This window comes from Terriglobia bacterium (assembly GCA_020072845.1).
In the GTDB taxonomy this organism is placed as follows: domain Bacteria; phylum Acidobacteriota; class Terriglobia; order Terriglobales; family Acidobacteriaceae; genus JAIQGF01.
This window is the reverse complement of sequence record JAIQGF010000009.1, coordinates 308,338-331,160: the sequence shown is the minus strand read 5'-3', so window position 1 is coordinate 331,160 and position 22,823 is coordinate 308,338. Positions and strand designations below refer to the sequence as shown.

At 62.1% G+C, this 22,823-nt stretch carries 18 protein-coding genes; 9 read left to right on the top strand and 9 right to left on the bottom strand.

Features of this window, described 5'->3' with window-relative positions:
- Window positions 1-34: 34 nt before the first annotated feature.
- Together ispH and recN are read right to left on the bottom strand one after the other, a co-directional pair.
- Window positions 35-1,012, bottom strand: coding sequence for a 4-hydroxy-3-methylbut-2-enyl diphosphate reductase (gene ispH / locus LAN70_10560; protein MBZ5511597.1), 978 nt, complete (start codon window positions 1,010-1,012; stop codon window positions 35-37).
- Window positions 1,013-1,207: 195 nt separating this feature from the next.
- A complete protein-coding gene (recN, locus tag LAN70_10555; GenBank protein MBZ5511596.1) occupies window positions 1,208-2,893 on the bottom strand; it encodes a DNA repair protein RecN in 1,686 nt (561 codons plus the stop codon).
- A 245-nt stretch (window positions 2,894-3,138) separates the two neighbouring features.
- Between recN and LAN70_10550 the strand changes: the two genes are divergently transcribed.
- From LAN70_10550 to ybgF, 6 genes are all read left to right on the top strand, one after another.
- The gene (locus LAN70_10550) at window positions 3,139-3,849 is read left to right on the top strand and encodes a MotA/TolQ/ExbB proton channel family protein (GenBank protein ID MBZ5511595.1); all 711 of its coding nucleotides are present in this window, start codon (window positions 3,139-3,141) and stop codon (window positions 3,847-3,849) included.
- Complete coding sequence (locus LAN70_10545) at window positions 3,849-4,277, top strand: biopolymer transporter ExbD (GenBank protein ID MBZ5511594.1); 429 nt, start codon at window positions 3,849-3,851, stop codon at window positions 4,275-4,277. The genes LAN70_10550 and LAN70_10545 overlap by 1 nt, the downstream gene beginning before the upstream one ends.
- Window positions 4,261-5,055 carry a TonB family protein gene (locus LAN70_10540; protein ID MBZ5511593.1) on the top strand — a complete coding sequence of 265 codons (795 nt, stop codon included), beginning with the start codon at window positions 4,261-4,263 and terminating at the stop codon, window positions 5,053-5,055. The genes LAN70_10545 and LAN70_10540 overlap by 17 nt, the downstream gene beginning before the upstream one ends.
- A 97-nt stretch (window positions 5,056-5,152) precedes the next feature.
- Complete coding sequence (gene tolB / locus LAN70_10535; GenBank protein ID MBZ5511592.1) at window positions 5,153-6,484, top strand: Tol-Pal system beta propeller repeat protein TolB; 1,332 nt, start codon at window positions 5,153-5,155, stop codon at window positions 6,482-6,484.
- 197 nt (window positions 6,485-6,681) lie between these two features.
- Window positions 6,682-7,395 carry a peptidoglycan-associated lipoprotein Pal gene (gene pal / locus LAN70_10530; protein ID MBZ5511591.1) on the top strand — a complete coding sequence of 238 codons (714 nt, stop codon included), beginning with the start codon at window positions 6,682-6,684 and terminating at the stop codon, window positions 7,393-7,395.
- Between the two features lie 174 nt (window positions 7,396-7,569).
- Complete coding sequence (ybgF, locus tag LAN70_10525) at window positions 7,570-8,427, top strand: tol-pal system protein YbgF (GenBank protein ID MBZ5511590.1); 858 nt, start codon at window positions 7,570-7,572, stop codon at window positions 8,425-8,427.
- Window positions 8,428-8,510: 83 nt separating this feature from the next.
- Here ybgF and LAN70_10520 read toward each other — a convergent pair whose 3' ends face one another.
- The 6 genes from LAN70_10520 to LAN70_10495 form a co-directional block, all read right to left on the bottom strand.
- Window positions 8,511-8,822, bottom strand: coding sequence for a (2Fe-2S)-binding protein (locus LAN70_10520; GenBank protein ID MBZ5511589.1), 312 nt, complete (start codon window positions 8,820-8,822; stop codon window positions 8,511-8,513).
- Window positions 8,823-8,894: 72 nt separating this feature from the next.
- Entirely contained in the window at window positions 8,895-9,941 is a 1,047-nt protein-coding gene (locus tag LAN70_10515; protein MBZ5511588.1) for a 2-oxoacid:ferredoxin oxidoreductase subunit beta, read from the bottom strand.
- Window position 9,942: 1 nt separating this feature from the next.
- Complete coding sequence (locus LAN70_10510) at window positions 9,943-11,781, bottom strand: 2-oxoacid:acceptor oxidoreductase subunit alpha (protein MBZ5511587.1); 1,839 nt, start codon at window positions 11,779-11,781, stop codon at window positions 9,943-9,945.
- Window positions 11,782-11,939: 158 nt separating this feature from the next.
- The gene (locus tag LAN70_10505; protein ID MBZ5511586.1) at window positions 11,940-12,890 is read right to left on the bottom strand and encodes an acetyl-CoA carboxylase carboxyltransferase subunit alpha; all 951 of its coding nucleotides are present in this window, start codon (window positions 12,888-12,890) and stop codon (window positions 11,940-11,942) included.
- A 121-nt stretch (window positions 12,891-13,011) separates the two neighbouring features.
- Window positions 13,012-16,491 (bottom strand): DNA polymerase III subunit alpha, encoded by a 3,480-nt coding sequence (gene dnaE, locus LAN70_10500; GenBank protein ID MBZ5511585.1) that lies wholly within the window; start codon window positions 16,489-16,491, stop codon window positions 13,012-13,014.
- Between the two features lie 171 nt (window positions 16,492-16,662).
- Entirely contained in the window at window positions 16,663-18,222 is a 1,560-nt protein-coding gene (locus LAN70_10495) for a CCA tRNA nucleotidyltransferase (protein ID MBZ5511584.1), read from the bottom strand.
- Window positions 18,223-18,520: 298 nt separating this feature from the next.
- Between LAN70_10495 and LAN70_10490 the strand changes: the two genes are divergently transcribed.
- From LAN70_10490 to LAN70_10480, 3 genes are all read left to right on the top strand, one after another.
- Window positions 18,521-18,997 carry a hypothetical protein gene (locus LAN70_10490; protein MBZ5511583.1) on the top strand — a complete coding sequence of 159 codons (477 nt, stop codon included), beginning with the start codon at window positions 18,521-18,523 and terminating at the stop codon, window positions 18,995-18,997.
- A gap of 51 nt (window positions 18,998-19,048) precedes the next feature.
- Window positions 19,049-20,077, top strand: coding sequence for a UDP-3-O-(3-hydroxymyristoyl)glucosamine N-acyltransferase (lpxD, locus tag LAN70_10485; GenBank protein MBZ5511582.1), 1,029 nt, complete (start codon window positions 19,049-19,051; stop codon window positions 20,075-20,077).
- Between the two features lie 82 nt (window positions 20,078-20,159).
- On the top strand, window positions 20,160-20,942 hold the full coding sequence (locus LAN70_10480; GenBank protein MBZ5511581.1) for a response regulator: 783 nt from the start codon (window positions 20,160-20,162) through the stop codon (window positions 20,940-20,942).
- Between the two features lie 29 nt (window positions 20,943-20,971).
- Here LAN70_10480 and bshC read toward each other — a convergent pair whose 3' ends face one another.
- On the bottom strand, window positions 20,972-22,654 hold the full coding sequence (bshC, locus tag LAN70_10475) for a bacillithiol biosynthesis cysteine-adding enzyme BshC (protein MBZ5511580.1): 1,683 nt from the start codon (window positions 22,652-22,654) through the stop codon (window positions 20,972-20,974).
- Window positions 22,655-22,823 lie beyond the last annotated feature (169 nt).

The following is a 22,823-nucleotide window of genomic DNA, read 5'->3' as shown; positions in this document are numbered from 1 at the left end:
GACAAAACCCGCCCGAACTCTCCTTCTGACGGGATCACTCCGCCGTGGCTGCGGCCGGAGCGCTGCCAATCGCCTCGACAATTTCCGGCGGCAGCCCGAACCGGACGTTTTCCGGCATCACTTCCACTTCCCTGAGACCGGTAAAACCCTTTCCGCGCAGGAACTCAACCACTTCTTCGACCAGACACTCCGGCGCACTCGCTCCCGCAGTGACGGCAACATTGCGCACCGATTGCAGCCACTCCGGCCGGATGGCGCGATAGTTTTCGATCAGGTACGACGGCGTGCGCAGGCTCCCGGCTACTTCCACCAGGCGCTTGGAGTTGGAACTATTATCGGAACCGACCACCAGCAGCAGGTCAACCTCGCTGGCAATGTGCTTCACCGCCGTCTGCCGGTTTTCGGTGGCATAGCAGATGTCCTGGGCGGCCGGGCCGGTGATGTTGGGAAACTTGTTTTTCAGCGCCTCGACAATGTCGCGGGTTTCGTCAAGGCTGAGGGTGGTCTGCGTCAGGTACGCCACCCGATCGGGATCGGGAACGTGGAGCTTTTCCACGTCTTTCGCCGAACCCACCACCTGGGTCGCTGCCGGAGCTTCGCCGAGGGTGCCGATCACCTCATCGTGGTCGCGGTGACCGATCAGGATCAACGAATACCCTTCCTTGGCGAAACGGATGGCCTCGACGTGCACCTTGGTCACCAGCGGGCAGGTGGCGTCGATCACCCGCAAATTCCTGTCTTTGCTGGCGTCGCGGACCTTGGGGGCGACGCCGTGGGCGCTGTAGATGACGCGCTCCCCGGCCGGGACCTCGTCCACGTTGTCCACAAAAATCGCGCCCTTGGCCGAAAGCTCCTCGACCACATAGCGGTTATGGACGATTTCCTTGCGGACGTAGATCGGCGGGCCGAAGGTCTCGAGTGCGATGCGGACAATGTCAATGGCGCGCACCACTCCGGCGCAAAAGCCACGCGGCTTCAATAACAACAGCGATTTCTCGTGCTTGTCGGTCATCAATCCTGACCGGCTACCCGGAGCCGGTGCACCCCTCACCCTTGGTAGTATAAACGATGCCAACCTAGCTCACCCCAACGCGTACCGTCAATGTAAATAACAGACAATGCGGGGATTAACATCGGTCGGCGCTATTCCGCAGTGAACAGCGCCCAGAACTCGCGGGCGGAAAATGCGGCTTGGACGGGCGCAGCCCTACCTCGGAGTTCCTGCCTTCAGCATTTGCTCGGCGTGCTTAAGCGAGGTTTCCGTGACCTTGGCGCCGCTCAACATGCGCGCCAGTTCCTCGCGGCGTTCGCGGTCGTCGAGACGACGGAGGATGGTGCGGGTGCGTCCGGCCACTGCCTTCTTTTCGATGACGTAATGCTGATCGGCAAAGCAGGCGATCTGCGGCAGGTGCGTAATGCAGAGCACTTGCGAGGTGGCTGCGAGCTCTTTCAGCTTCTTGCCAACGGCCTCCGCCGCGCGCCCGCCGATGCCGATATCAATCTCATCGAAAACCATTGTGCGCTGTGTCTCGTTACTCCGCCGCCGCGTCCGCGCTTCAATGGTCGCCTTCAGCGCCAGCATGACGCGCGACAATTCGCCGCCGGAAGCGATCTGCTCCACCGGCTTCAGCGGTTCGCCGGGGTTGGTCGCGATCAGGTATTGCACCTGGTCGAACCCGGAACTGCTCCAGTTCTGCTCCTCGTCGGAACCATCCACCTGCACGCGGAAGCGGGCCTTCATCGCCAGCTCGTTTACTTCCTGCTCGACCAATTTTTCCAGGCGGCGCGCGGCGTCGGTTCTCTGGCGCGAGAGGGCGCGCGCGGCTGAAAGATACTGTGCGGCCGCTGCCGCCAATTCCGCGCGCAGATTGCGCAGCACCTCGTCCTTGTTTTCGATCTCGTTGAGCTTGCGCGCGACTTCTTCGCCGAACGCGATGACGGCATCCAGCGACTCTCCGTACTTGCGCTTCATGCGATCGAGCGTAGCCAGCCGGTTTTCGATCTCGGCCAGCCGTTCCGGGGAGGCGTTGATGGCCCCGGCATACTCGCGCAACGTGGCACCAAGGTCTTCGGCGGCGATGCGCGCCGATTCCAGCGCTGCCAGCGAATCCTGGAAGGTCGGGTCGTAACGCGCGAGTTCCTCGACCTGCCGCGAAGCCGCCCGCAATGAGCTGGCGGCCGATGCGTCGCCTTCGTACAGCAGGTCGTAGGCCGTCATGGCGGCGAGGTAGATTTTCTCGGCATTGGCGAGGACGCGCTTCTCCGCCTCGAGCCGCTCATCTTCGCCCGCCTGCAGCCGCGCGCTCTCAATCTCCTTCTTCTGGAAGCTCCACAGATCGATCAGGCGCAATTTGTCTTGTTCGCCGCGTTCCAACTCGGCGATGCGGCCGCGGATTCCATGCCAGGTGCTGAACACGGCGGCCGCTGCGCCGGCATCGCATCCGCCGAACAGGTCCAGCAGCTTCAGCCGCGCGGCGGCGTCGAAACCCAGGATGGACTCGGTCTGCGCGTGCACCGACGCCAACATGGGCGCGAGTTGCTTGAGCACGGCGACCGTGGCCGGCTGGTTGTTGACGAATACGCGCCCGCGGCCGCCGCCGGCGATTTCGCGCCGAAGAATAATTTCGCAATTGTCGGAGTCGATGCCGTTCTGTTCCAGGACCTCGGCCGCGCGCCGGTCGTCCACGTCGAAGACCGCCGACACCACCGCCTTGTCCGCCCCGTGGCGGATGATGTCGCTGGTAGCCTTTTCGCCGAGCAGCAACGCCAGCGCGTCGATCAGGATGGACTTGCCCGCGCCGGTTTCGCCGGTCAGGAGGTTTAATCCCGGGGCGAATTCCACCACCACGTGATCGATGACGGCATAGTTTTCGACGCGCAGTTCGAGGAGCACCGGAGATTCCTGTGGGAGAAATTCGTGCGCAGAATAGCACGACTGCCGTTTTCAAGTTGCCGGTTCCGCTTTCCGAGTGGAAGGCATCAAAGCTCAGGTGAAGCCCGGAGCGCCCAGCGTGGTGGGACGTGAAAGATTGCGTTCACCGATGGTGAGCATTCAACTCGGACCACATACGGCAACAACTTACTCCCGCAGCGCTGGTCTATAATTGAGTCCAGTTGTGGGACAAATTTTCCTGAAGGATGATGCTTATTTCCCCCTTCCTTTCGTTTGTCATCGGCGGTGAGATCGCCAACCTGGTTTGGCAGTCCGGTCCGGTTGCCAAGGTGGTTCTCATCATTCTGCTGTTCTTCAGCCTCCTCTCCTGGTCCATCATTCTTTCGCGATGGAACCTGCTGCGGCGGGCGCGCGTGCAAAGCGGGCGGTTCTTGCGTGCTTTCCGGCGGGCGCAGCGCTTCCAGGACATTGCCGCGGTGTCGGAGCAGTTCAGGCCCAGCCCGCTGGTGGCCGTCTTCACGAGCGGATATGACGAGTACAAGCGCTCGCGCGGCAGCTCCGCCCCCATCCAGCGCGCCATGCAGATCGGCGCCTCCGAGGAATTGACGCGGCTGGAGCGCCGCCTGCCCTGGCTCGCGATCACCGCCGCCACTACCCCGTTCATCGGATTGTTCGGTACCGTGTGGGGCATCATTGATGCCTTCCATGGCCTGGGCACGGCGGGAGCGGCGACCTTGCGCGCGGTGGCGCCCGGGATTTCCGAGGCGCTGATCACCACCGCCGCCGGCCTGTTCGCCGCCATCCCGGCGTTGATCGCCTACAACCTGTTTGGCAACGACCTGCGGGAGTTCGGCAAGCGCATGGATGACTTCTCGCTGGAAATGCTCAACGCCGTGGAGCGCGCCGGCGCCGAGACGCCGCGCCGCGTCGCCGCCACGGAACCGGAGTTACGGTAATGGCATTCACCGATTCCAACGGCCGCACCCGCTCGGCGCTGGCCGACATCAACATCACGCCGCTGGTGGACGTGGTGCTGGTGCTGCTGATCATTTTTATGCTGACCGCGCCCATTCTGCAGTCCGGCATCGAAGTGGACGTTCCAAAAACCAAGACGGTGAAGGAAATCACGGAAGAGCGCCTGGTCATCAGCATCGACAAGCAGCAGCGCGTGTTTCTCGGCAACGATCCCATCAACGTGAACCTGATTCCGGCCACGTTGCGCCGGAGGGTCCGCGATCCGCAACGGCAATCCATTTTTCTTCGCGCCGACGAAAATGTTCCGTTCGGCGCTTTTGCCACGGTGATGGACGCTGTCAAGCAGGCGGGTATCACCAACGTCAGCATCGTCACACAGCCCCTGAACCCGAATGCCGGCACGCGCTGATATCTATACCGAACGGGAGAACTGGCAGCAGCCGCTGGCCTGGTCGGTTGCGCTGCATGGGCTGTTCTTTGCGTCCATGCTCATTTACGGGGCCATTTTCGGGCGCTTCGCCGGCGAATCCTGGGGCGGCGCCGGCTCAGGCGGAAGCGCCATGAGCGCCACCCTGGTCAGCACCATCCCGTTGCCCCATGCCGCGACACAGACGCAGAACATCCTGGCCAACGAATCGAAGGGGTTGACGCAATCGTTGCCCCAGGTGAAAGAAGAACCAACCCCGGAGGCGATCCCGATCCCGGAGAAGGACACCAAGCGGCGTCCCGAGCCGAAGCCCCGCACCTCGACCCAGACGAAACCCCGCCCGCCGGAGGAAGAGCCCAGCAATGTGGTGCCCTTCGGACAGGGCGGTCCGGTGAGCGGGCCGTATGGCGTGTTCAGCACCCCGAATGCGAAAGGCGGGTTCGGGTTCAACGGCGGCAGCGGGGATTTCGGTTCGCGCTTCGGGTGGTACGTCCGCGTGGTGCAGCAGAAGGTTTCGGAGAACTGGCTGAAATACGAGATCGACCCGAATATCCACGATGCGCGCCGGGTTTACATCACCTTCGAAATCACGCGGAGCGGGCAGCCGGCCAACGTGCAGATCGAGCAATCCAGCGGCGTGCCGTCGCTGGACCAGTCGGCGCTGCGCGCGCTGCAGCGCATCGACTCTTTCGGGCCCTTGCCCAATGAGTACGCCGGCAACCGCGTCTCGGTGGAATTCTGGTTTGATTTCCGGAGGTAGGAAATTTGCAATTGGTAATTTGTAATTGGCAATTTCTGCGGCGGAATTGCGCGACGCAGTGGAAAATTACAAATTACAAATTGCAAATTACACATCAATGATGAAACGAATTGTTCTGGCATTTCTCGCGATCCTGTTGCTGACGTCAGTGTCTTTCGCCCAGAACGACTGGATCCGTACCGGCACGGGGCTTGGGGTCGAAAAAGTCCGCCTTGCGGTGCCCGACTTCAAGCAGGTGACCGCCGATTCCGCCAGTGGCCTGCTGCTGAAGGCGTTCAACGAAACCCTGTGGAACGACCTCAGCCAGGCCGGCATTTTCGACGTCGTCTCCAAGAGCTTCTACCCGCTCCAGGTGCCGGGTTCGCCCGACGAAGTGAAACTCGACGCGTGGGCCAATCCTCCGACCAATGCCGGCATGCTGGCGTTCGGCAACCTCAACGCCTCCGCCGGCGATGTGGTCGTGCAGGGCTGGCTGTACGACGTGAAGAACTCGCAGTCGCCGCAGGTGCTGGGCAAGCAGTACCGCGAAAAGGCGACGGAAGAGAACGCGCGCATCATCGCGCACCGCTTCGCCGATGAGATCATCTTTCGCCTGGGCGGCGGCATCCCGGGCATCGCGGAGAGCAAAATTGCTTTCGTCAGCAGCCGGGACGGGCACAAGGAAATCTGGCTCATGGATTATGACGGCGCGAATCAGCGCCCGTTGACGCACCTGGGCTCGATCGCGCTGTCGCCGCGCATTTCGCCCGACGGTTCGCGGGTCGCCTTCAGCGCTATCACCGGCGGCGGGTGGAACATTGGAATGTACTCCCTGGACCTCGGCCGCACCGTGTCGTTTCCGCGTTTTGGCGGCACCAACCTCTCGCCGGCCTGGGCGCCCGACGGGAAGCAGATTGCGTTCTCATCGTCGCGCAGCGGCGATCCGGAGATTTTCGTCGCCGACTCTGACGGCTCGCACCTGCGGCGCGTCACCGCCTACCGCGGACCGGACGTGGCGCCGGTGTGGAACCCGAAGACCGGGGCGCAGATTGCGTGGGTCAGCGGACGCAGCGGCCTGCCGCAGATCTACCTCATGGAGGCCGATGGCACGAACCCGCAGCGCATCACCGACCAGGGCTATGCCGTGTCGCCATCGTGGTCGCCCAACGGCCAGTACCTCGCCTTCGCCTGGATCCGGCACTACGGGCCCGGCATGCCGGGAGCGCAGGACATCTACGTCATGGATATCGCCAGCAAGCAGATCGTCCAGCTGACGCACGAGGCCGGCCGCAACGATTTTCCGTCATGGTCTCCGGACGGGCGGCACCTTGTGTTTCAGTCCAACCGCGCCGGCGGCGAACAGATTTGGACCATGCTGGCCGACGGTACCGAGCAGCACCGCTTGACCAGCGCCGGTCACAATACGCAGCCCAACTGGAGTTGGAAATAGCGTTGCACAACGGGCCAGGCGCATCTTGCATCACACGAACGTGTGTGTGCGCAAATGTAGTGGAAACGTTTTAGGCTTTCCGGGTGTACATTGTTGGATTGCAGGCAGAACGCCGGACGATTCTTAACAGACACCGGCCGCTGGATGATTTGGGTTCACTTGCGTTGTACGGGAGGAGAGAGGTGAATCACGACAGGTTGAAGTGGATTTTTCTCATCGTGCTTTTGGGCAGTGTGCTGACTCTGGGCGGTTGCAAGAAGAAAGTCGCTCCGGCGCCACCGCCACCGCCACCACCGCCGGCAGCGCCGACGGCTTCACTGAGCGCCAGCCCCGACACCATTCAGCTGGGGCAATCGAGCACGCTGACATGGCAAACGCAGAACGCCACCGCTGTCACGCTCGACGGCAGCAATGTGAATCCCAACGGCTCGCAGCGCGTGTCACCGACACAGTCCACCACCTACCGGCTGGTCGCCAAGGGCGCCGGCGGCACCCAGGAAGCCACGGCGCGGGTGACGGTCACGCCACCGCCGCCGCCGCCGTTCCAACCCAGCGCTACCGACGAGGAGTTGTTCAGCCGGAACGTCAGGGACATCTTCTTCGACTACGACAAGTACGATATCCGGGCGGACCAGCAGGCGGCGCTGCAGGCCGACGCACAGTTCCTCGCGCAGCATCCCGCGATGCACTTCACCCTCGAGGGACATTGCGACGAGCGCGGCTCGACGGAGTACAACCTGGCGCTCGGCGACAATCGCGCGAATGCGGTGAAGAACGCGCTCATCCAGGCCGGTGTCGGAGCGGATCGTATCCACGCCATCAGCTACGGCAAGGAAAAGCCGTTCTGCACCGAGTCCAGCGAGCAGTGCTGGCAACAAAACCGCCGCGGGCACTTCGTGTACCAGAGGTAGCCTGGGGCACGGGTTGCTGGGGACCGTGGTAGAGAACAGTGCGCGGACACCGGAGCCATCTTCTGTGTCCGCATCTCCCTGTCCACCGGGCGATTCACCGGCCAACGGCCGGCTACCCAGCACCAACAGCAGTATTTCTGCATCCAACAGAGCAGCACAACTGAGCAGCTGTCTATGAAAACTTTGAAGTTCTTTGTTCCCCTGGCATTGCTGGTCGCCGCCGCCTTGCCCGCGTTTCCGGTCAGCAAGGAAATCGTTCAGCTCCAGACACAGGTGCAGGCGCTGCAGGACCAGATGGCGCGCATGCAGCAGGCTTTCGACGAGCGCATGGGCGTGATGCGAAACCTGATCGAATCCAGCACCGACAAGATGAACCAGATCAATGCCGGCCTCGCCGATCTGCAACGCACTCTCAAGCAGCAGCAGGCGGAGGGCGGCACGCGCACCGACCAGCTTTCCGGGCAAATCCAGGCGCTGAACGACTCGGTGGATGAACTCAAGGCGCGCATGGGCAAGATCGGCAACCAGCTCGAGGCCATGCAAAACGCGCAGACCACATTGCCCCCCGGCGCTGCGGCCGGCCAGCCCCCCGCGCAGCCGGCGCAGCAGCAGGCGCCTCCGCCCGACGTGCTCTACAACAACGCGTTGCGCGACTACAACGCCGCCAAGTACGACCTGGCGCTGCAGGAGTTTGCCGATTACCTGAAGTTCTATCCCAACACCGACCTCGCGGGGAACGCGCAGTTCTACATCGCCGACCTCGCTTATCGGCAGGGCAACTACGAGCAGGCGGTGCAGGAATACGACAAGGTCCTGGAACAGTATCCCAGCGGCAATAAGGCTCCGGCGGCGCAACTGAAAAAGGGATTTGCGTTGCTGGAACTGGGACGCCGCAATGATGGGGTCCGGGAGTTGAACGCCCTCGTCAAGCGCTACCCGCGGTCGCTGGAAGCCGACCAGGCACGCAAGCGGCTGGCTTCGCTGGGCACCAAGCCCAGCGCCGCACGTCCCGCGCGCAGGCCGGGGGACTGAATATCGGGTGATCGGATGATCTGGCGATCTAAAGCGGGAAGGTTTTAGATCACCCGATCACCAGATGCGTCACAACACGCAACTCACTTCAGATTTAAACTGCGCAAGCAGTACCGAATCTCCTGCGCCATTTCGATGACGCGCATACCTTCCTTGACCATCAGCTTGCAGGAGATGGCCGCGTGCGCCTGCGTGCCCTCGCCCATGTCGTACACCACGCGACAATACTGGCAGTCCTCGTTCCAGCAGAAGCGGCCGTAGGAGATTTCCTCCGGCGCCAGGAACTGCATCGCCCGCAGCATCATGTTGCCTTCGGGCACTTCAAACTCCCGGCCCATGATGGTGATCTTGATGAGTTTTTCGTACGGACGGTACAGAGGCCCGGGGCTGCTCATGGGCCGCATTGTACGAACCTTGCTGCGGCCTTCAACAGAAGAAAGTCGGCCACGTACTCAGAAGTGAACGCTTTACCGCAGTTCCTCCATGCACTCTTCCAGCACCTGCCGTGAAGGACGCACCACCGACTCCGGCAAAGTCGCGAGGGATTCGTCGGTGACGTTGAGCAGCTCCATGAACGTCGGCGCAGTGGGGTTAACATAAAAAACGCCGGTCAGGATTTCGCCTTTGTCATGGGCTTCGGCCAATCGCTTCAGCGATTCCGCCTTGTTGGTCGGATCGTACCCCTCTTCGATCTTGCGCAAGCGCAGGCGAGAGCCGTCGTGCATGCTGACATCAACCGTCGCTCCCGCCTCGTACTCCACGTCAATGTCTTCAAACGCGGGCACGAAGCTCACTTCCTGCAAGGGTTCATCGTGATCCTTGGTGAACTTGTACGACTTAGTCGAACCCTCGTGGTCGTTGAACGTGACACACGGCGAAATGACGTCCAGCATGGCCGTGCCGTTGTGCGCGATGGCGGCCTTCAGCATGGCCAGCAACTGCTTCTTGTCGCCTGAAAAAGAGCGCCCAACGTAGGTTGCGCCCAGCATGATGGCGAGCGAGCAGGTATCGATGGGCGGCAGGTCGTTAATGACGCCGCTTTTCAGCTTGGAACCAATATCCGCCGTGGCCGAGAACTGGCCCTTGGTCAGGCCGTACACGCCGTTGTCCTCGATGATGTAGATCATGGGCAGGTTGCGCCGCATCATGTGCACGAACTGCCCGATGCCGATGGACGCGGTGTCGCCGTCGCCGCTGACGCCGAGCGCGATCAGCTTGCGGTTGGCCAGCAGCGCCCCGGTGGCCACCGAGGGCATGCGGCCGTGCACCGCGTTGAAGCTGTGCGAGCGGTTCATGAAATAGGCCGGGCTTTTCGAGGAGCAGCCGATGCCGGAGGGCTTGATCACGTGCTCCGGCGGAATGCCCATTTCGTACATCGCGTCAATAATGCGTTCCGAGATGGCATTGTGGCCGCAACCGGCGCACAGCGTAGTCTTGCCGCCTTTGTATTCGATCACCGTCAGGCCGATGCGGTTGGTCTTGGGCTGGGGCGTGGAAGTCGGTGCGGTCGCCATATTATCGGCCCTCCTGCGAAATAATCTCGTCGGTGACAGAACGGGCGTCAATCGGCAGCCCGTTGTAGTGGCGCACGCTGCGCAGCTTGGTAAGCTGGGCGGCGTCGAGATCGAGCTTGAGCAGCGCCATCATTTGCGCGTCGCGGTTCTGGTCCACCACGTAAATGCGGTCGTGCGAGGCGACGAACTCGTGCACGTCGCGGTTGAAGGGGAACGCCCGGATGCGCAGGTAGTCGGTTTCGACGCCGTATTCCTTGCGCATCTGGTCGCGGCTTTCCACCAGTGCCCAGTGCGAAGTGCCGTAGGCGATGATGCCGACCTTGGACTTGCCGTTTTGCGCCATCTCCGGCTTGGGCACGTGCGAGCGCGCGGTCTCGAATTTGTGATTCAGGCGCTCCATGTTGTTGACATAATCGTCGGGACGCTCGCTGTACTGCGCGGCTTCATTGTGCCCGCTGCCGCGCGCGAAGTACGCCGCCGCGGGATGCTCAGTGCCCGGCAAGGTGCGATAGCCGATGCCGTCGCCGTCCACGTCCTTGTAGCGGGCGAAACTCCCCAACCGGTCGAGATCTTCCTTGCTCAGCACCTTGCCACGGCGGATGGGCTTTTCGGGATACTGAAACGGCTCCGACATCCAGTTGTTCATGCCCAGATCGAGGTCGGAGAGGACGAACACCGGTGTCTGGAAGTGTTCGGCCAAATCAAAAGCTTCGCCGGCCATGGTGAAGCACTCGGCCACCGAACACGGGAAGAGCACGATGTGCTTGGTATCGCCGTGCGAGAGGAACGCGGTGGAGAGGACGTCGCCCTGCGCGGTGCGCGTCGGCAGGCCGGTGGAGGGTCCGACGCGCTGGATGTCCCAGATCACCGCCGGCACTTCGACGTAATAGCCCAGCCCGGTAAATTCCGCCATCAGCGAGATGCCGGGGCCCGAAGTGGAGGTCATGGACCGGGCGCCGGCCCAGGCCGCGCCCAGCACCATGCCGACGGCAGCGAGTTCGTCTTCCGCTTGTACGATTGCGAAAGTAGCTTTGCCGTCTTTGCCGATGCGGTATTCCTTCATGTATTCGATGAGGGTTTCGACGAGCGAGGACGAAGGCGTGATCGGGTACCAGGTCACGACCGTCACGCCGGCGAACATGGAACCCAGCGCGCCCGCCGAGTTGCCGTCAATGATGATTTTGCCGCGCGTCTTGTCCATGCGCTCGATGGAGCACGGGTCAGACTTGGTGAGCGAGGCAGCGGCGTAGTCGTATCCGGCTTTGGCGGCGTTGACGTTGAGATCGGCGGCCTTCAGCTTGCGCCCAAACTGCCGGCGGATGGCTTTCTCCATCTCCGCTGGATCCAGCTTCAGCAACTGCGCGACCACCCCGACGTACACCATGTTCTTGACCAGCTTGCGCAGCTTGGCCTCGGCACACACGGTCGTCACCAGCTTGTCGAATGGTACCGAGTAGAAGATCAGGTCCTGGCGGAGCGAGCTCAGGTTGAGCGGTTCGTCATAGAGCACGGCGGCGCCCGGGGTCAGCGACTTCACGTCCTCCTGGGCCGTCTCCGGATTCATCGCCACCAGGAATTCGCACTCTTTTCGGCGGGCAATGTAGCCGTCCTTGCTGGCGCGGATGGTGTACCACGTCGGCAAGCCGGCAATGTTCGACGGAAAAAGGTTCTTGCCGGAGACCGGCACCCCCATCTGGAAAATAGTCCGCAACAGGACCGAGTTGGCCGATTGCGACCCGGAACCGTTCACCGTCGCCACCTGGAGGGAGAAGTCGTTGACGACCTGCTTCCGATCCAGGCGGCCGGCAAGTTCCTGGGGGCCAATTTCAGTGGTAGCCATACCTAGCCATCCTTATCCGCACATCTATCATTGCTGCTGGAGAGATTTTGTAAGAATTATACGGCAACGCGAAATCCCAAAACGCCCGAGACTCGGATGCACAGCCGGCCCTAGGGGCAGCTCCCCACAAAACAGTATCGTATCACGATGGACTTCTTTCACTCGGTGAAAAACTGGGCGATCTTGCGGAACTTGTCGTAGCGCTGCGCCAACAATTCCTCGATGGATTTTGCCCGCAGCTCCGACAGGTGCTTCTGCAGGGCCTGGTCGAGCATGCGGGCGGCGGCGTCCCAGTCGGTTTGCGCGCCGCCGGGGGGTTCCGGCACGATGTCGTCCACGCAACGAAACTCGCTCAAATCGCCGGCGGTGATCCGCATGGCCTCGGCCGCCAGTTCCCTCTTGCCGGCGTCGCGCCACATGATGGACGCGCAGCCCTCCGGCGAAATGACGGAATAGATGGCGTCCTCCATCATCAGCACGCGATCTCCGATGGCGATGGCCAGCGCGCCGCCGCTGCCGCCCTCACCCGTAATCGTGGTAATGATGGGGACGCGCAGCCGCGCCATTTCGCGCAGGTTGTGGGCGATCGCCTCCGCCTGCCCGCGCTCCTCCGCGCCGAGCCCGGGATAGGCGCCCGGTGTGTCCACCAAGGTGAAGATGGGACGGTGGAATTTCTCCGCCATCCGCATGACGCGCAGCGCCTTGCGGTAGCCCTCGGGATTCGGCATGCCGAAGTTGCGGTAGACGCGCTGTTTGGCGTCGCGACCCTTCTGGGTACCGATGACGGCGACGTCCTCGCCGTGAAAACGCGCCATGCCGCAGACAATGGCAGGGTCATCGGAAAATCCGCGGTCGCCGTGGATCTCGCTCCAGTCGGTGAAGATGCGCTCGATGTAGTCCAGCGTGTAGGGGCGCTGCGGATGACGGGCGAGTTCGGTCTTCTGCCAGGGACCGGCATGGGTCATCTGCCGGCGCAGGGCCTCAATCTGGCCTTGGAGAACTTTGAGCTGCTTGCGGGCTTCCTGGTTCTCTCCTGCGGCGCTTTCCAGACGCCGGACTTGCTGCTCGATGTGCTCGAGTTCCTGCTTAGCCTGTTCGGAAGAATCCATCAGGTTTCCGTTTCCCGCGCTGCGCCGGACCGACTCCAGTTCCCGGCTCACCAGCTCGAACACCAGCGACAGGCCAGGGTGAGCCAAATCGAATCCTTTGCGGGTGACGTCAGAATCGTGGTCAGTCAACGATGCGGACGCTGCCGCGCCCGCACAGTTCCTCTACACGCGCAATGAATGCCCGGTCCGGCTGAACATTATAGCCCTCCGGCTCCATGATAACCATGAAGTCGCCGGCACGCTCCACGTCGAACAACACCTTCGCTTCGCCGGGATGAGAGGTGCAGTGGGCGTGCAGTCCATCGATCGTCTCCACCGTCGCGGTCTCCAGCGGCACGCGGATACGGATGGCGCGCGGCAACCGCGGCTTGGCCTGCTCCAGCGGTTCGATATCGCCGACCAGCAGCTTGGGATTGGCGCCTTCCTCAACTCGCACGCCGCCTTTGATCAGCACCGGCACTTCCAGCTTCACTTTTTCCTGCAAACGCCGGTACGCCTCGGGAAAAACGATCAGGTCCACCGTGCCGAGCATGTCTTCCAGCACTCCCTGGGCGTAGAGGTCCCCCTTGCGCGACCTGGCGACGCGCAAGTTGGTGATGATGCCGGCGGTGAAGATCTCGTCCTTGCCCGTGCTCTGCTTCATGGCGCCGATTTCTTCCGTGGAGAGCGCGCCGAATTCCTCCAGCTTAGACTGGTACTTCTGCAGTGGATGGCCGGTGATGAAGAAGCCGAGGATTTCCTTTTCGGCGGCGAGGCGCTGGTGTTCGTCCCATTCGGCGCCATCGAGATACTCGGCTTGGGACGACGGCAACTGCGGCTCGTCAAACACACCGAACAGGCCGTGCTGCCCGGCTTCGATGTCGCGCTGGGTTTTCTGGCCGCGGTCCATCGCTTTGTCCACGGCGTCGAACAGTTGCTTGCGCCGGCCGAGGGAGTCCATGGCGCCGCTCTTGATCAGTGACTCGACCACCCGCTTGTTGAGCAGGCGAAGGTCCACGTTCTCGCAAAAGTCATAGAACGAGCGGAATTGTTCGAGCTTCTTGCGCGCGGCCACGATGGACTCGATGGCGTTCTGCCCGACGTTCTTGATGGCGGCCAGCCCGAAGCGGATGGCCTTGCCGTGGGGCGTGAAATTGGCGTCGCTGACGTTGATGTCGGGCGGCTCGACCGCAATCCCCATCTCGCGGCACTCGTTGATGTACTTCACCACGTCATCGGTGCTGCCGGTAACGGAGGTCAGCAACGCGGCCATGAACTCGACCGGATAATGCGTCTTCAAGTACGCCGTCTGATAGGCGAGCAGGGCGTACGCCGCGGAGTGTGACTTGTTGAAGCCATAGCCGGCGAACTGCTCCATCAGGTCGAAAATCTTTTCCGCCTTGCGCGCCGGAATACCGCGTTCGGCGGCGCCTTGCATGAAGCGCTCGCGCTGCGCCGCCATCTCCTCCGCCTTCTTCTTGCCCATGGCGCGCCGCAGCAGATCGGCTTCGCCGAGCGAGTAGCCGGCGAGACGGTTGGCGATCTGCATCACCTGCTCCTGGTACACGATCACGCCCAGGGTCTCGCGCAGGATGGGCTCCAGTTCCGGCAGTTCGTATTCGACTTTGCGCCGCCCCCCCTTGCGCTCGATGAAATCGTCGATCATGCCGCCCTGAATCGGACCCGGGCGGTAGAGCGCGTTGAGGGCGGTGAGGTCTTCGACGGTGTTGGGCTTGTAGCGCCGCAACACGTCGCGCATGCCGTGCGATTCAAACTGGAAGACGCCGCTGGTCAGCCCGCTGTGGAAGACCTTTTCGTAGGTTTCCTTGTCGTCAAGCGCAATCGTGTTCCAGTGCAGGTCCTGGCCGTGCACTTGCTTCACCAGTTTGAGGGCATCGTCGAGAATGGTCAGCGTGGTGAGCCCGAGGAAGTCCATCTTCAGCAGGCCCATTTTCTCGATCGCCTTCATGTCGAAGGCGGTGACGATTTCGTCATTTTTCGTCTTGTGCAGCGGGACCAATTCGAGCAGCGGCTGCGGCGAAATGACAACCCCGGCGGCATGCACGCCGGCATTGCGCACCATGCCTTCGAGGCGGCGGGCGGTGTCGATGAGTTCCTTGACCTGCGCCTCGCTGTCGTACGCCTGCTGCAGGGGCGGCGAGTCTTTGAGAGCTTTTTCCAGCGTGATGTTCAGCGTTGCCGGAACCATCTTGGCGATGCGGTCCACGTCGCTGTAGGGGATCTGCATGGCGCGTCCCACGTCCTTGATCGCCGCCTTCGCCATCATGGTGCCGAAGGTGATGATCTGCGCCACATTATCCCGGCCGTATTTCTGGGTGACGTAATTGATGACTTCGGCACGGCGGTTCATGCAGAAGTCCACGTCGATGTCGGGCATGGAGACGCGCTCAGGATTGAGAAAGCGCTCGAACAGCAATTCGTGCTGCAGCGGATCCAGGTCGGTGATCTCCATCGAGTAGGAAACCAGCGAGCCGGCTGCAGAACCGCGCCCCGGGCCGACCGGGATGCCGCGCTCCTTCGCCCACCGGATGAAATCCCACACGATGAGGAAGTACCCGGAGAACTGCATCTGGCGGATGATGTCAATCTCGCGCACCAGGCGCTGTTCGTAGTCGCTGATGGTGTGCTTGAGCCGTCCTTGCCGCTCCACCTCGCGGATGGTGTTCAGCCGGCGCGCAAAGCCTTCCCGCGCAATGTGCTCGAAATAGCTGTCGAGGGAAAAACCAGCCGGGACCTCGAAGTGCGGGAAGGGGTTGCGGATTTTCTCCAGCTTCAGGGTGCAGCGCTCGGCAATGTCCAACGTGCGGCGCAAGACTTCCGGTGTGTCCGGGAACATCTGCAGCATTTCCTGGTAGCTCTTGACGTAGAAATGCCGCGTCTGGAATTTCATCCGGTTGGTGTCCTGGACGTACTTGCCGGTCTGAATGCAGACCATCACGTCCTGCGCGTGCCAGTCATCCTCGCAGAGATAATGGCTGTCGTTGGTGGCGACCAGCGGCAGATCGAGCTCACGCGCCAGCTTGTGCAGCGCGGGGTTGATGGTCTGCTCCTGCTCCAGGCCCTGGTTCTGGATTTCGACGTAAAAGTTCGGTTTGCCGAAGATGTCGGCGAACTGCCCGGCGGCCTGCTTGGCGGCGTCGTACTTGCCTTCCGTCAGGCGCTCGGCAACCTCGCCCTTCAAACATCCGGAGAGCCCGATCAGGCCGCGGGCGTGTTCGGCGAGGAAGCGCTTCGAGATGCGCGGCTTGTAATAGAACCCGTGCAGCGACGCTTCGCTGGTGATCCGCGCCAGGTTGCGGTAGCCCTCTTCGTTCTCGGCGAGCACTACCAGGTGATTGTAGGAGTCGCCGTCGGGGGCCATGCGGTCGGTATTGTGGTCGTCCTTCTTGCACACATACAGTTCGCAGCCGATGATCGGCTTCACGCCGGCGCTTTTCGCCGCATGGAAAAAATGGAATGCGCCAAAGATGTTCCCGTGGTCCGTCATGGCGACGGCGGGCATGCCGAGTTCCTTCACCCGCCCGACCAGCTTGTCGATGTCGCAGGCCCCGTCGAGCAGGGAGTAATCGGTATGGAGATGCAGGTGGACGAAGTCAGGCATGGGGCTCGCTTCAATTCTATGGGCGCTGAACTGATGATGGGAAGGAATTCCGGGGTGTGGAAAACCATGCGATTGTGGATATCGCCGCCGATCCAGACTCCGCGCTCAGTACAAGTTTCGGCCGCGAGGAAGGAACGGAGAAACTGACCTACTGAAATACTGAAAAACCGATTACTTCTTTTTTTTCTTCTTCTTGTTCTTCCCTTTTTTCGCCTTTGCTGGTGCGCTCTTCGCTTTCGCCGGTTTGGCCTGTGGCTTTGGCGGCGCGGAGGGTTTCGCCGCTTTGGCGGGCGGTTTCTCCAATGGCTTTTCCACTTTGGGGGCAACCACCGGCGCGACCACGGCCGCGGGCTTGCCCTTGCCCTTCTTCGCCGCAGCTGCGGGTGCGGCCGCCGGCGCAGCAGCCTCAGCCTTGGCGCCCTTTCCCTTCCGGGGCGGAGGCGGAGGAGGCGGAGGCGGAGGCGCGTAGGGTTTGAGGAACTTCAATGTTTCCGTGCGCGAATGCAGTTTGCCGTCGAGCATCAGCAGGAACGCCTCCTGCTCGATCTTGGGATAGTCGGGCAACTGGGGCGTGATGTGCAGCTCGGTCATTTCCGGCAACGGCAGCTTTTGCCGGACCTGGCGCCACTTGCCGAAGAAGTTCTTCAGTTTCTGCGCGACCGCCTGCTGGCGCGCGGTGGCGTCCAGAAAGAGGATGGTCTCCGGTTTCGCCTCGGACAGCAGCAGCCAGGTGCGCGACGGCGTGGCCGCTTCCTTCCCGCTGAGCCTTTTCGCCAGCTTGGCCGCGTCCTCTTCCAGGTTGCGCCACGATTCCACAAACTGCCGCCGCGGGATCAACTTTTGCATATCGCGGACATCGGAATCGGGGAGCCGCCGGGTGAGGAAGTACATGACCGCGGGCGCCATGTCCACGTTGTAGCCGAATTGCATCATCTGCTGTCGCGTCTTCAGCAACTGCGACAATCCGGCGGTGTCCACCTTGGCCACCGACCAGCGCGGGTGCAGCAGTTTCAGCCACTCCTCTTTTTCCAGCGCGCGCATGATGTGCAGCGGGTCTTCTTCGTAGGCAAGGGCTTCGATCTCTTGCCCGATCGCCCGGTCGGTCATGTACTCGATGTATTTGTTTTCCTTGGCGGCGTCGAACCGCGCCTGGGTACGTTCTTCCAGAGGCCAATGGAAGCGGTGGGCAAAGCGGGTGGCGCGAATCAGCCGCGAGGGCTCTTCCAGAAAAGCATAGTTGTGCAGAACGCGGATGACCTTGGTCTCGATGTCGGCGACGCCATTGAACGGGTCGAGCAGCAGCCCGCGCGAACCGGGGTTCAGCGACAGCGCCATGGCGTTCACCGTGAAATCGCGGCGCCGCAAGTCTTCGGTGATGGTGGCGGGCGCAATGCGCGGTGGCTTGCCCGGTTTTTCGTAGGCCGCCGAATACGCCATGCCAAGTTCGGCGCGCACGTTCCCGGAAAACAGCAGGTACAGCGTCTTCGTGTCGTCGTCCACGCCCTCAATGGTGGCGCCGGCCTTCTCCAGGTCCTTCTGCAACCGGAGGGCGTTGCCCTGGACCGTCATGTCGAGGTCGCGGATGGAAAACCCGGAGATGATGTCGCGAATGGTCCCGCCGGTCAGGTAAAGGTTCATTTCCTGAGCGCGAGCAACATCCTGAACCAGGCTCACGGCTCGTTGTTGCTCCGGCGTGAGCCGGGTCTCCATGGTGTAGATGTAATCGGCCATCTTGCTCTTGGACCAGCCCGGTCCGCGCCACTCTCCTACACGCGTCCGGCCGCGTCACACTACGGGGTGACGACACCTGAAGCCTCGGACGTGTTCCGGGGGAAGCACGCCGGGACTGCTGTAAGTGACTCTTTACGTGGCACTTACGTGCGCAGCTACGCCGCCGCGAACCACCGACAATACCACAAAGGTTGACCGTTTGGCTACACATGGCTGTTAACCGCCGTTTCCGCGCCGAAAAGGTGCGAGAATTAGGTTTCCATCCGGAGTCTGGCGGCAGGGTTCGCCGCCCGTGAACATGCCTTCGACGCACAAGAAAGTCGTAGTTCGCAAGCTCAACCGTGACACGCTCAGCGGTTATGTGTCGCCGGCGGATTTTATTATCGGCGGGAAGGTCGAGGTCCTCAACACCTCCGGCAATGTCGTCAGCATCGATCTGAAAGACATCAAGGGTATTTACTTTGTTCGCGAATTCGGCGAACCCGATTCGCTGCGCAAGACCTTTACCACGCGCCCGCGCACCGAAGGTCTTTGGGTTCGCCTCCGCTTCCGTGACAACGAAGTGATGGAAGGCATGATGCCCAACGACCTGACCCTGATGGCGCCGGACGGATTTCTGATCAACCCGCCGGATACGCGCTCCAACACGCAGCGCATTTTTGTTCCGCGCACCGCGCTGGCACAACTCACGGTTCTGGCTGTCATCGGGACTGCCGGGAGCCGCCGCCGTGCCGCTGCCGCCGATGCGCGCCAGGTGCCGCTGTTCACCGAATAGCTGAGCTGTGTACCGCCGCCCGGCGACCAGTTACACTACGCAGGATCGCCTATGAAACTCTCCAAGATCGCAGACGCAGTAGGCGCTCGTCTCCACGGTGACGACCAGGAAATCACCGGCGTAGCGGGCATCGAGGAAGCGGGTCCGGGACAACTGACGTTCGTGGCCAATCCCAAGTACGCCGCCGCCGCCCGCACCACGCGCGCCTCGGCGGTGATCGTCAGCGACGATTTCCCGGCTCTCGCCGCCGCCACCCTGCGCTGCGGGAATCCTTACCTCGCCTTCGCGCAGGCGATCGAGCTCTTCTATCACCCGCCGCGACATCCCATCGGCATTCATTCCACCGCGGTCGTGCACCCGTCGGCCAAGATCGGCAAGCATGCCTCGATCGGCCCCTACGCCGTGGTTGATGAGGATGTGGTCATCGGCCACCACTGCGTGCTGCTGCCGCACGTGGTGATCTATCGCGGCGCACGTATCGGCGACAATTTTTTCGCGCACGCGCATGCGGTGGTCCGCGAATTCTGCCGGCTTGGCGACAACGTGATCCTGCAAAATGGCGCGATCATCGGGGCCGACGGCTTCGGTTTCGCCAAGGACGGCGAAGGGCGCTGGAAAAAGATTGTGCAGTCCGGCCCCGCCGTGCTGGAAGACGACGTTGAGGTCCAGGCCAATGCGTGCGTGGACCGCGCCAGCGTCGGCGAGACCCGCATCCGGCGCGGCGCCAAGATCGACAACCTCGTCCAGGTAGGTCACGCCTCCGAGGTCGGCGAGGACTCGCTGCTGTGCGCGCAGGTAGGCCTGGCCGGGTCCACCGTGGTCGGCAACAAGGTGATTCTCGCCGGCCAGGTGGGGGTTGCCGGGCACTGCAAACTCGGCGATGGCGTGGTGGCCACGGCGCAAAGCGGCATTCCCAACGACGTCGAGGCGGGCAAGATGGTCAGCGGCTACCCTGCCCTGGACAATCGGCAGTGGCTGCGTTGTGTCGCCGTCTTCAACAAGCTGCCGGAATTATCCAAAGCGGTTCGCGCCGCCGCACGTCCTGCATCCGCGGGCGTCCGCAGCAAGGATCAGAAGTAGGAACTTTCAATTCTGCCTTGCGCGCCGGGAGCATGAGCCTAGAGCCTTTTCGCCGCATCACGTATGATGGACGCCCTGCATCATGGCTGATGAGACCACAGGCGCCGGCAAAACCGTAAAACCCATACGCGTCCTTTTGCTCGACGATCTCGAGGACAATCTGATTCTGCGCTCCACCATCCTCCGCCAGAGGGGCTACCGCGTTGTCACCGCCTCCTCGATCGAGGAAGCCGAGCAGAAACTGGACGATATCGACATCGCGGTGCTCGACTACCACCTGGGAGCGGGAAAATTCGGCAGCGACGTTGCCGAATCGCTGCGACAAAAGCGGCCCCAGGTCCCCATCATCATTCTTTCCGCGACGCTGGAGAGAAAGTTTGGCGGGATCGCCGACATCCATCTCCTCAAGGGGCACAGCTCGGTGGATGACTTGCTCGGCGCGCTGCGCTCCTTTGAGGCCAAGAGCCGCGGCAAACCGGTGGTGGTGGATGCGCGCGACTTTTATTACCGCCGCATTTCGGAAGCGATCGGCGACGATGTGGTGATGGAGATTCTCGACCGCGACGGCAATTGGCTCTACGTCAACGAATATTTCGCCAAGCTCTTCGAGAAGAAACCGCATTACTTCGCCGGCAAAAACAAGTTCGAAGAATTTCCGGAGGTCGGCGAGGATTGGCGCGAGATCATCCGGACCGTAGCCGATACCCGCGAAACCTATATTGATCGCGGTTTCCGCGGACTTCCCAACCTGCCGCGCAAATCCAAGCGCTGGACGTGGAATGTGCTGGTTTTTCCCATCAAGCTGCACAACGACCACGACGGCGTGGTGATGAGCGCGCGCTTGATTGAGAAAAAAGGCGGGTGAACGCCGCCCGGCCTGCCGCGGAGCGGAAATCACAAACGGATGATCTGGTGATCGGGACAGTCGGACTTGGCCGCCTCGTATAACCTGGGAAGCAATTCGCGGCCGTGGCGCGCCAGGAACGACACGCCGGCAATCTCGCGCTCCTGCAGACTCTTGTTGGGAAACAGCACGGAGCTCAGCCAATCGGCGTGGCGGATGACTTCTTCATTGCGCCGCAGTTGCGCCTTGCCGGCGCGTGCCCGCAGCCGGCGCAACTGGTAGAGCATCTTCGACCCGGCGCGCTCCGCGGCTTCCACCAGGCTGAAGTCGAGTTTCTCCAGCGAACCCCGGACCTTTGCCACCGACGCCTGCACGGCCTCTTCGGCTGAAAGAAAATCGCCGTCCAGTTCGCCGGGAATGCTGCGCAACGCGAGCAGTTCGCGGAAAGCCTCCGGCCCGTGAAACAGGTCGGGCAGACTGACGCGGTACTTGGCCAGCAACCGCTGCGCGCGCGCATCCACCAGGGTCGCGCTGAAGCGCGGCAGGACGGGCGTCACCCGGCCCAGCACTTCCTCGTACACCACCGCGGCCTGCGCGAAGTACGCCACCTCCGCCGGCCCGCCGGTGTAGGCGATGGTAGGCAGCAGAAAATCCTGCACCACCGGACGCAACAGCACGTTGGCGCTGAAGCGCTGCGGCTCGGCCGCAATCTGCGCCAACAAATCATCCTGCGCGACGCGATCGTGGCCGATGATGAAGCCGCCATCGCGGCGGTGGATGACTTCCCTGGCGCCCTTGCGCTTCTCGAACAGCAGCGTCGAGGAAGGCGTGACCTTCACCTGCTCGTGGTAGCCGGCGGCGCGCAATTCCTTGCCGCGGGCGAGCAGCGCATTGTCAATCTCCTCCGCCCCGATAACCGCGGCGCGGTAAACCGGCTGTGCGATCTGGTGCAGCTCCGGGTCGGAGGCATCCAGCAACACCACGCCCGAGTCGCCGAACAGCCGGGCAAAGACTTGCGCGAATGCGCTTCCCAAGGTCTCGCCGGGGCGGTAAGCGTTCTTGAGCAGGGCGGTGATCTCGGTGTCGCCGAGCAGTTCCGCGGCGCGCGCCACTACGCCTTCAATCTCGGCTCCCAGGCGGACATCGCTGATCGGCGCATCGGGCGCAGCGTGCGCGTTCGTGACCGACTTCTCCAGCTTCCCTTCTGAGGTAAGCAGTCCGCTGTGGTTTACTTCCGCCAGATCGTGGTCTTCGGTGGCCAGCCAGAAGATGGGAACGCAATCCAGGCCGTGCGCGCGGGCTTGTTCCGCAATGCGTACCGCCGAGAGCGCCTTCAGCAACGAAAACAGCGGTCCGCCGAACAAGGCGACCTGTTGACCTGTAACCGCAACGGCGGCGCCCTCTCGCAGGCGGCTAATGCTGGCCAACGTCTGCTCCGAAGCGCCCAACGCCCGATTTTGCCGCTCCAGGATTGCGGCGACTCGCTCACGGCGCTGCTGGTCGTAATGCAGCGACGAGGCGACCTTCGGCAGCCAGTCGCGTTGGCGTGGGTTGTAGGAATAAAAGCGCCGTACCCGCTCAAAATCGTAGAGGAAGTCGCGGAAGAGTTGCGACGTATGCGGAATCGCGGTGAACGGGATACAGTCGGTCGGCACGCAGGTTGGATGAGCCGGCATGGGCAGCGGATACGTGAATTCGATTGTAGCCGAAGGCGTCATGGGTCCGGAAAGCATTGTCGCCAATCGGCAATCGACAATTGGCAATCAGAAATGGTTTTGTGTTTCACGGCGCTGAATCGGCTTATCCCTTCAGATCATCCAATACATTGACTTCCAATCAGTTACTGCCATAATTGGAAGTAGCTCTTTGACAGCAGAACCCTTGTGTACAGCTCTCCGCCGG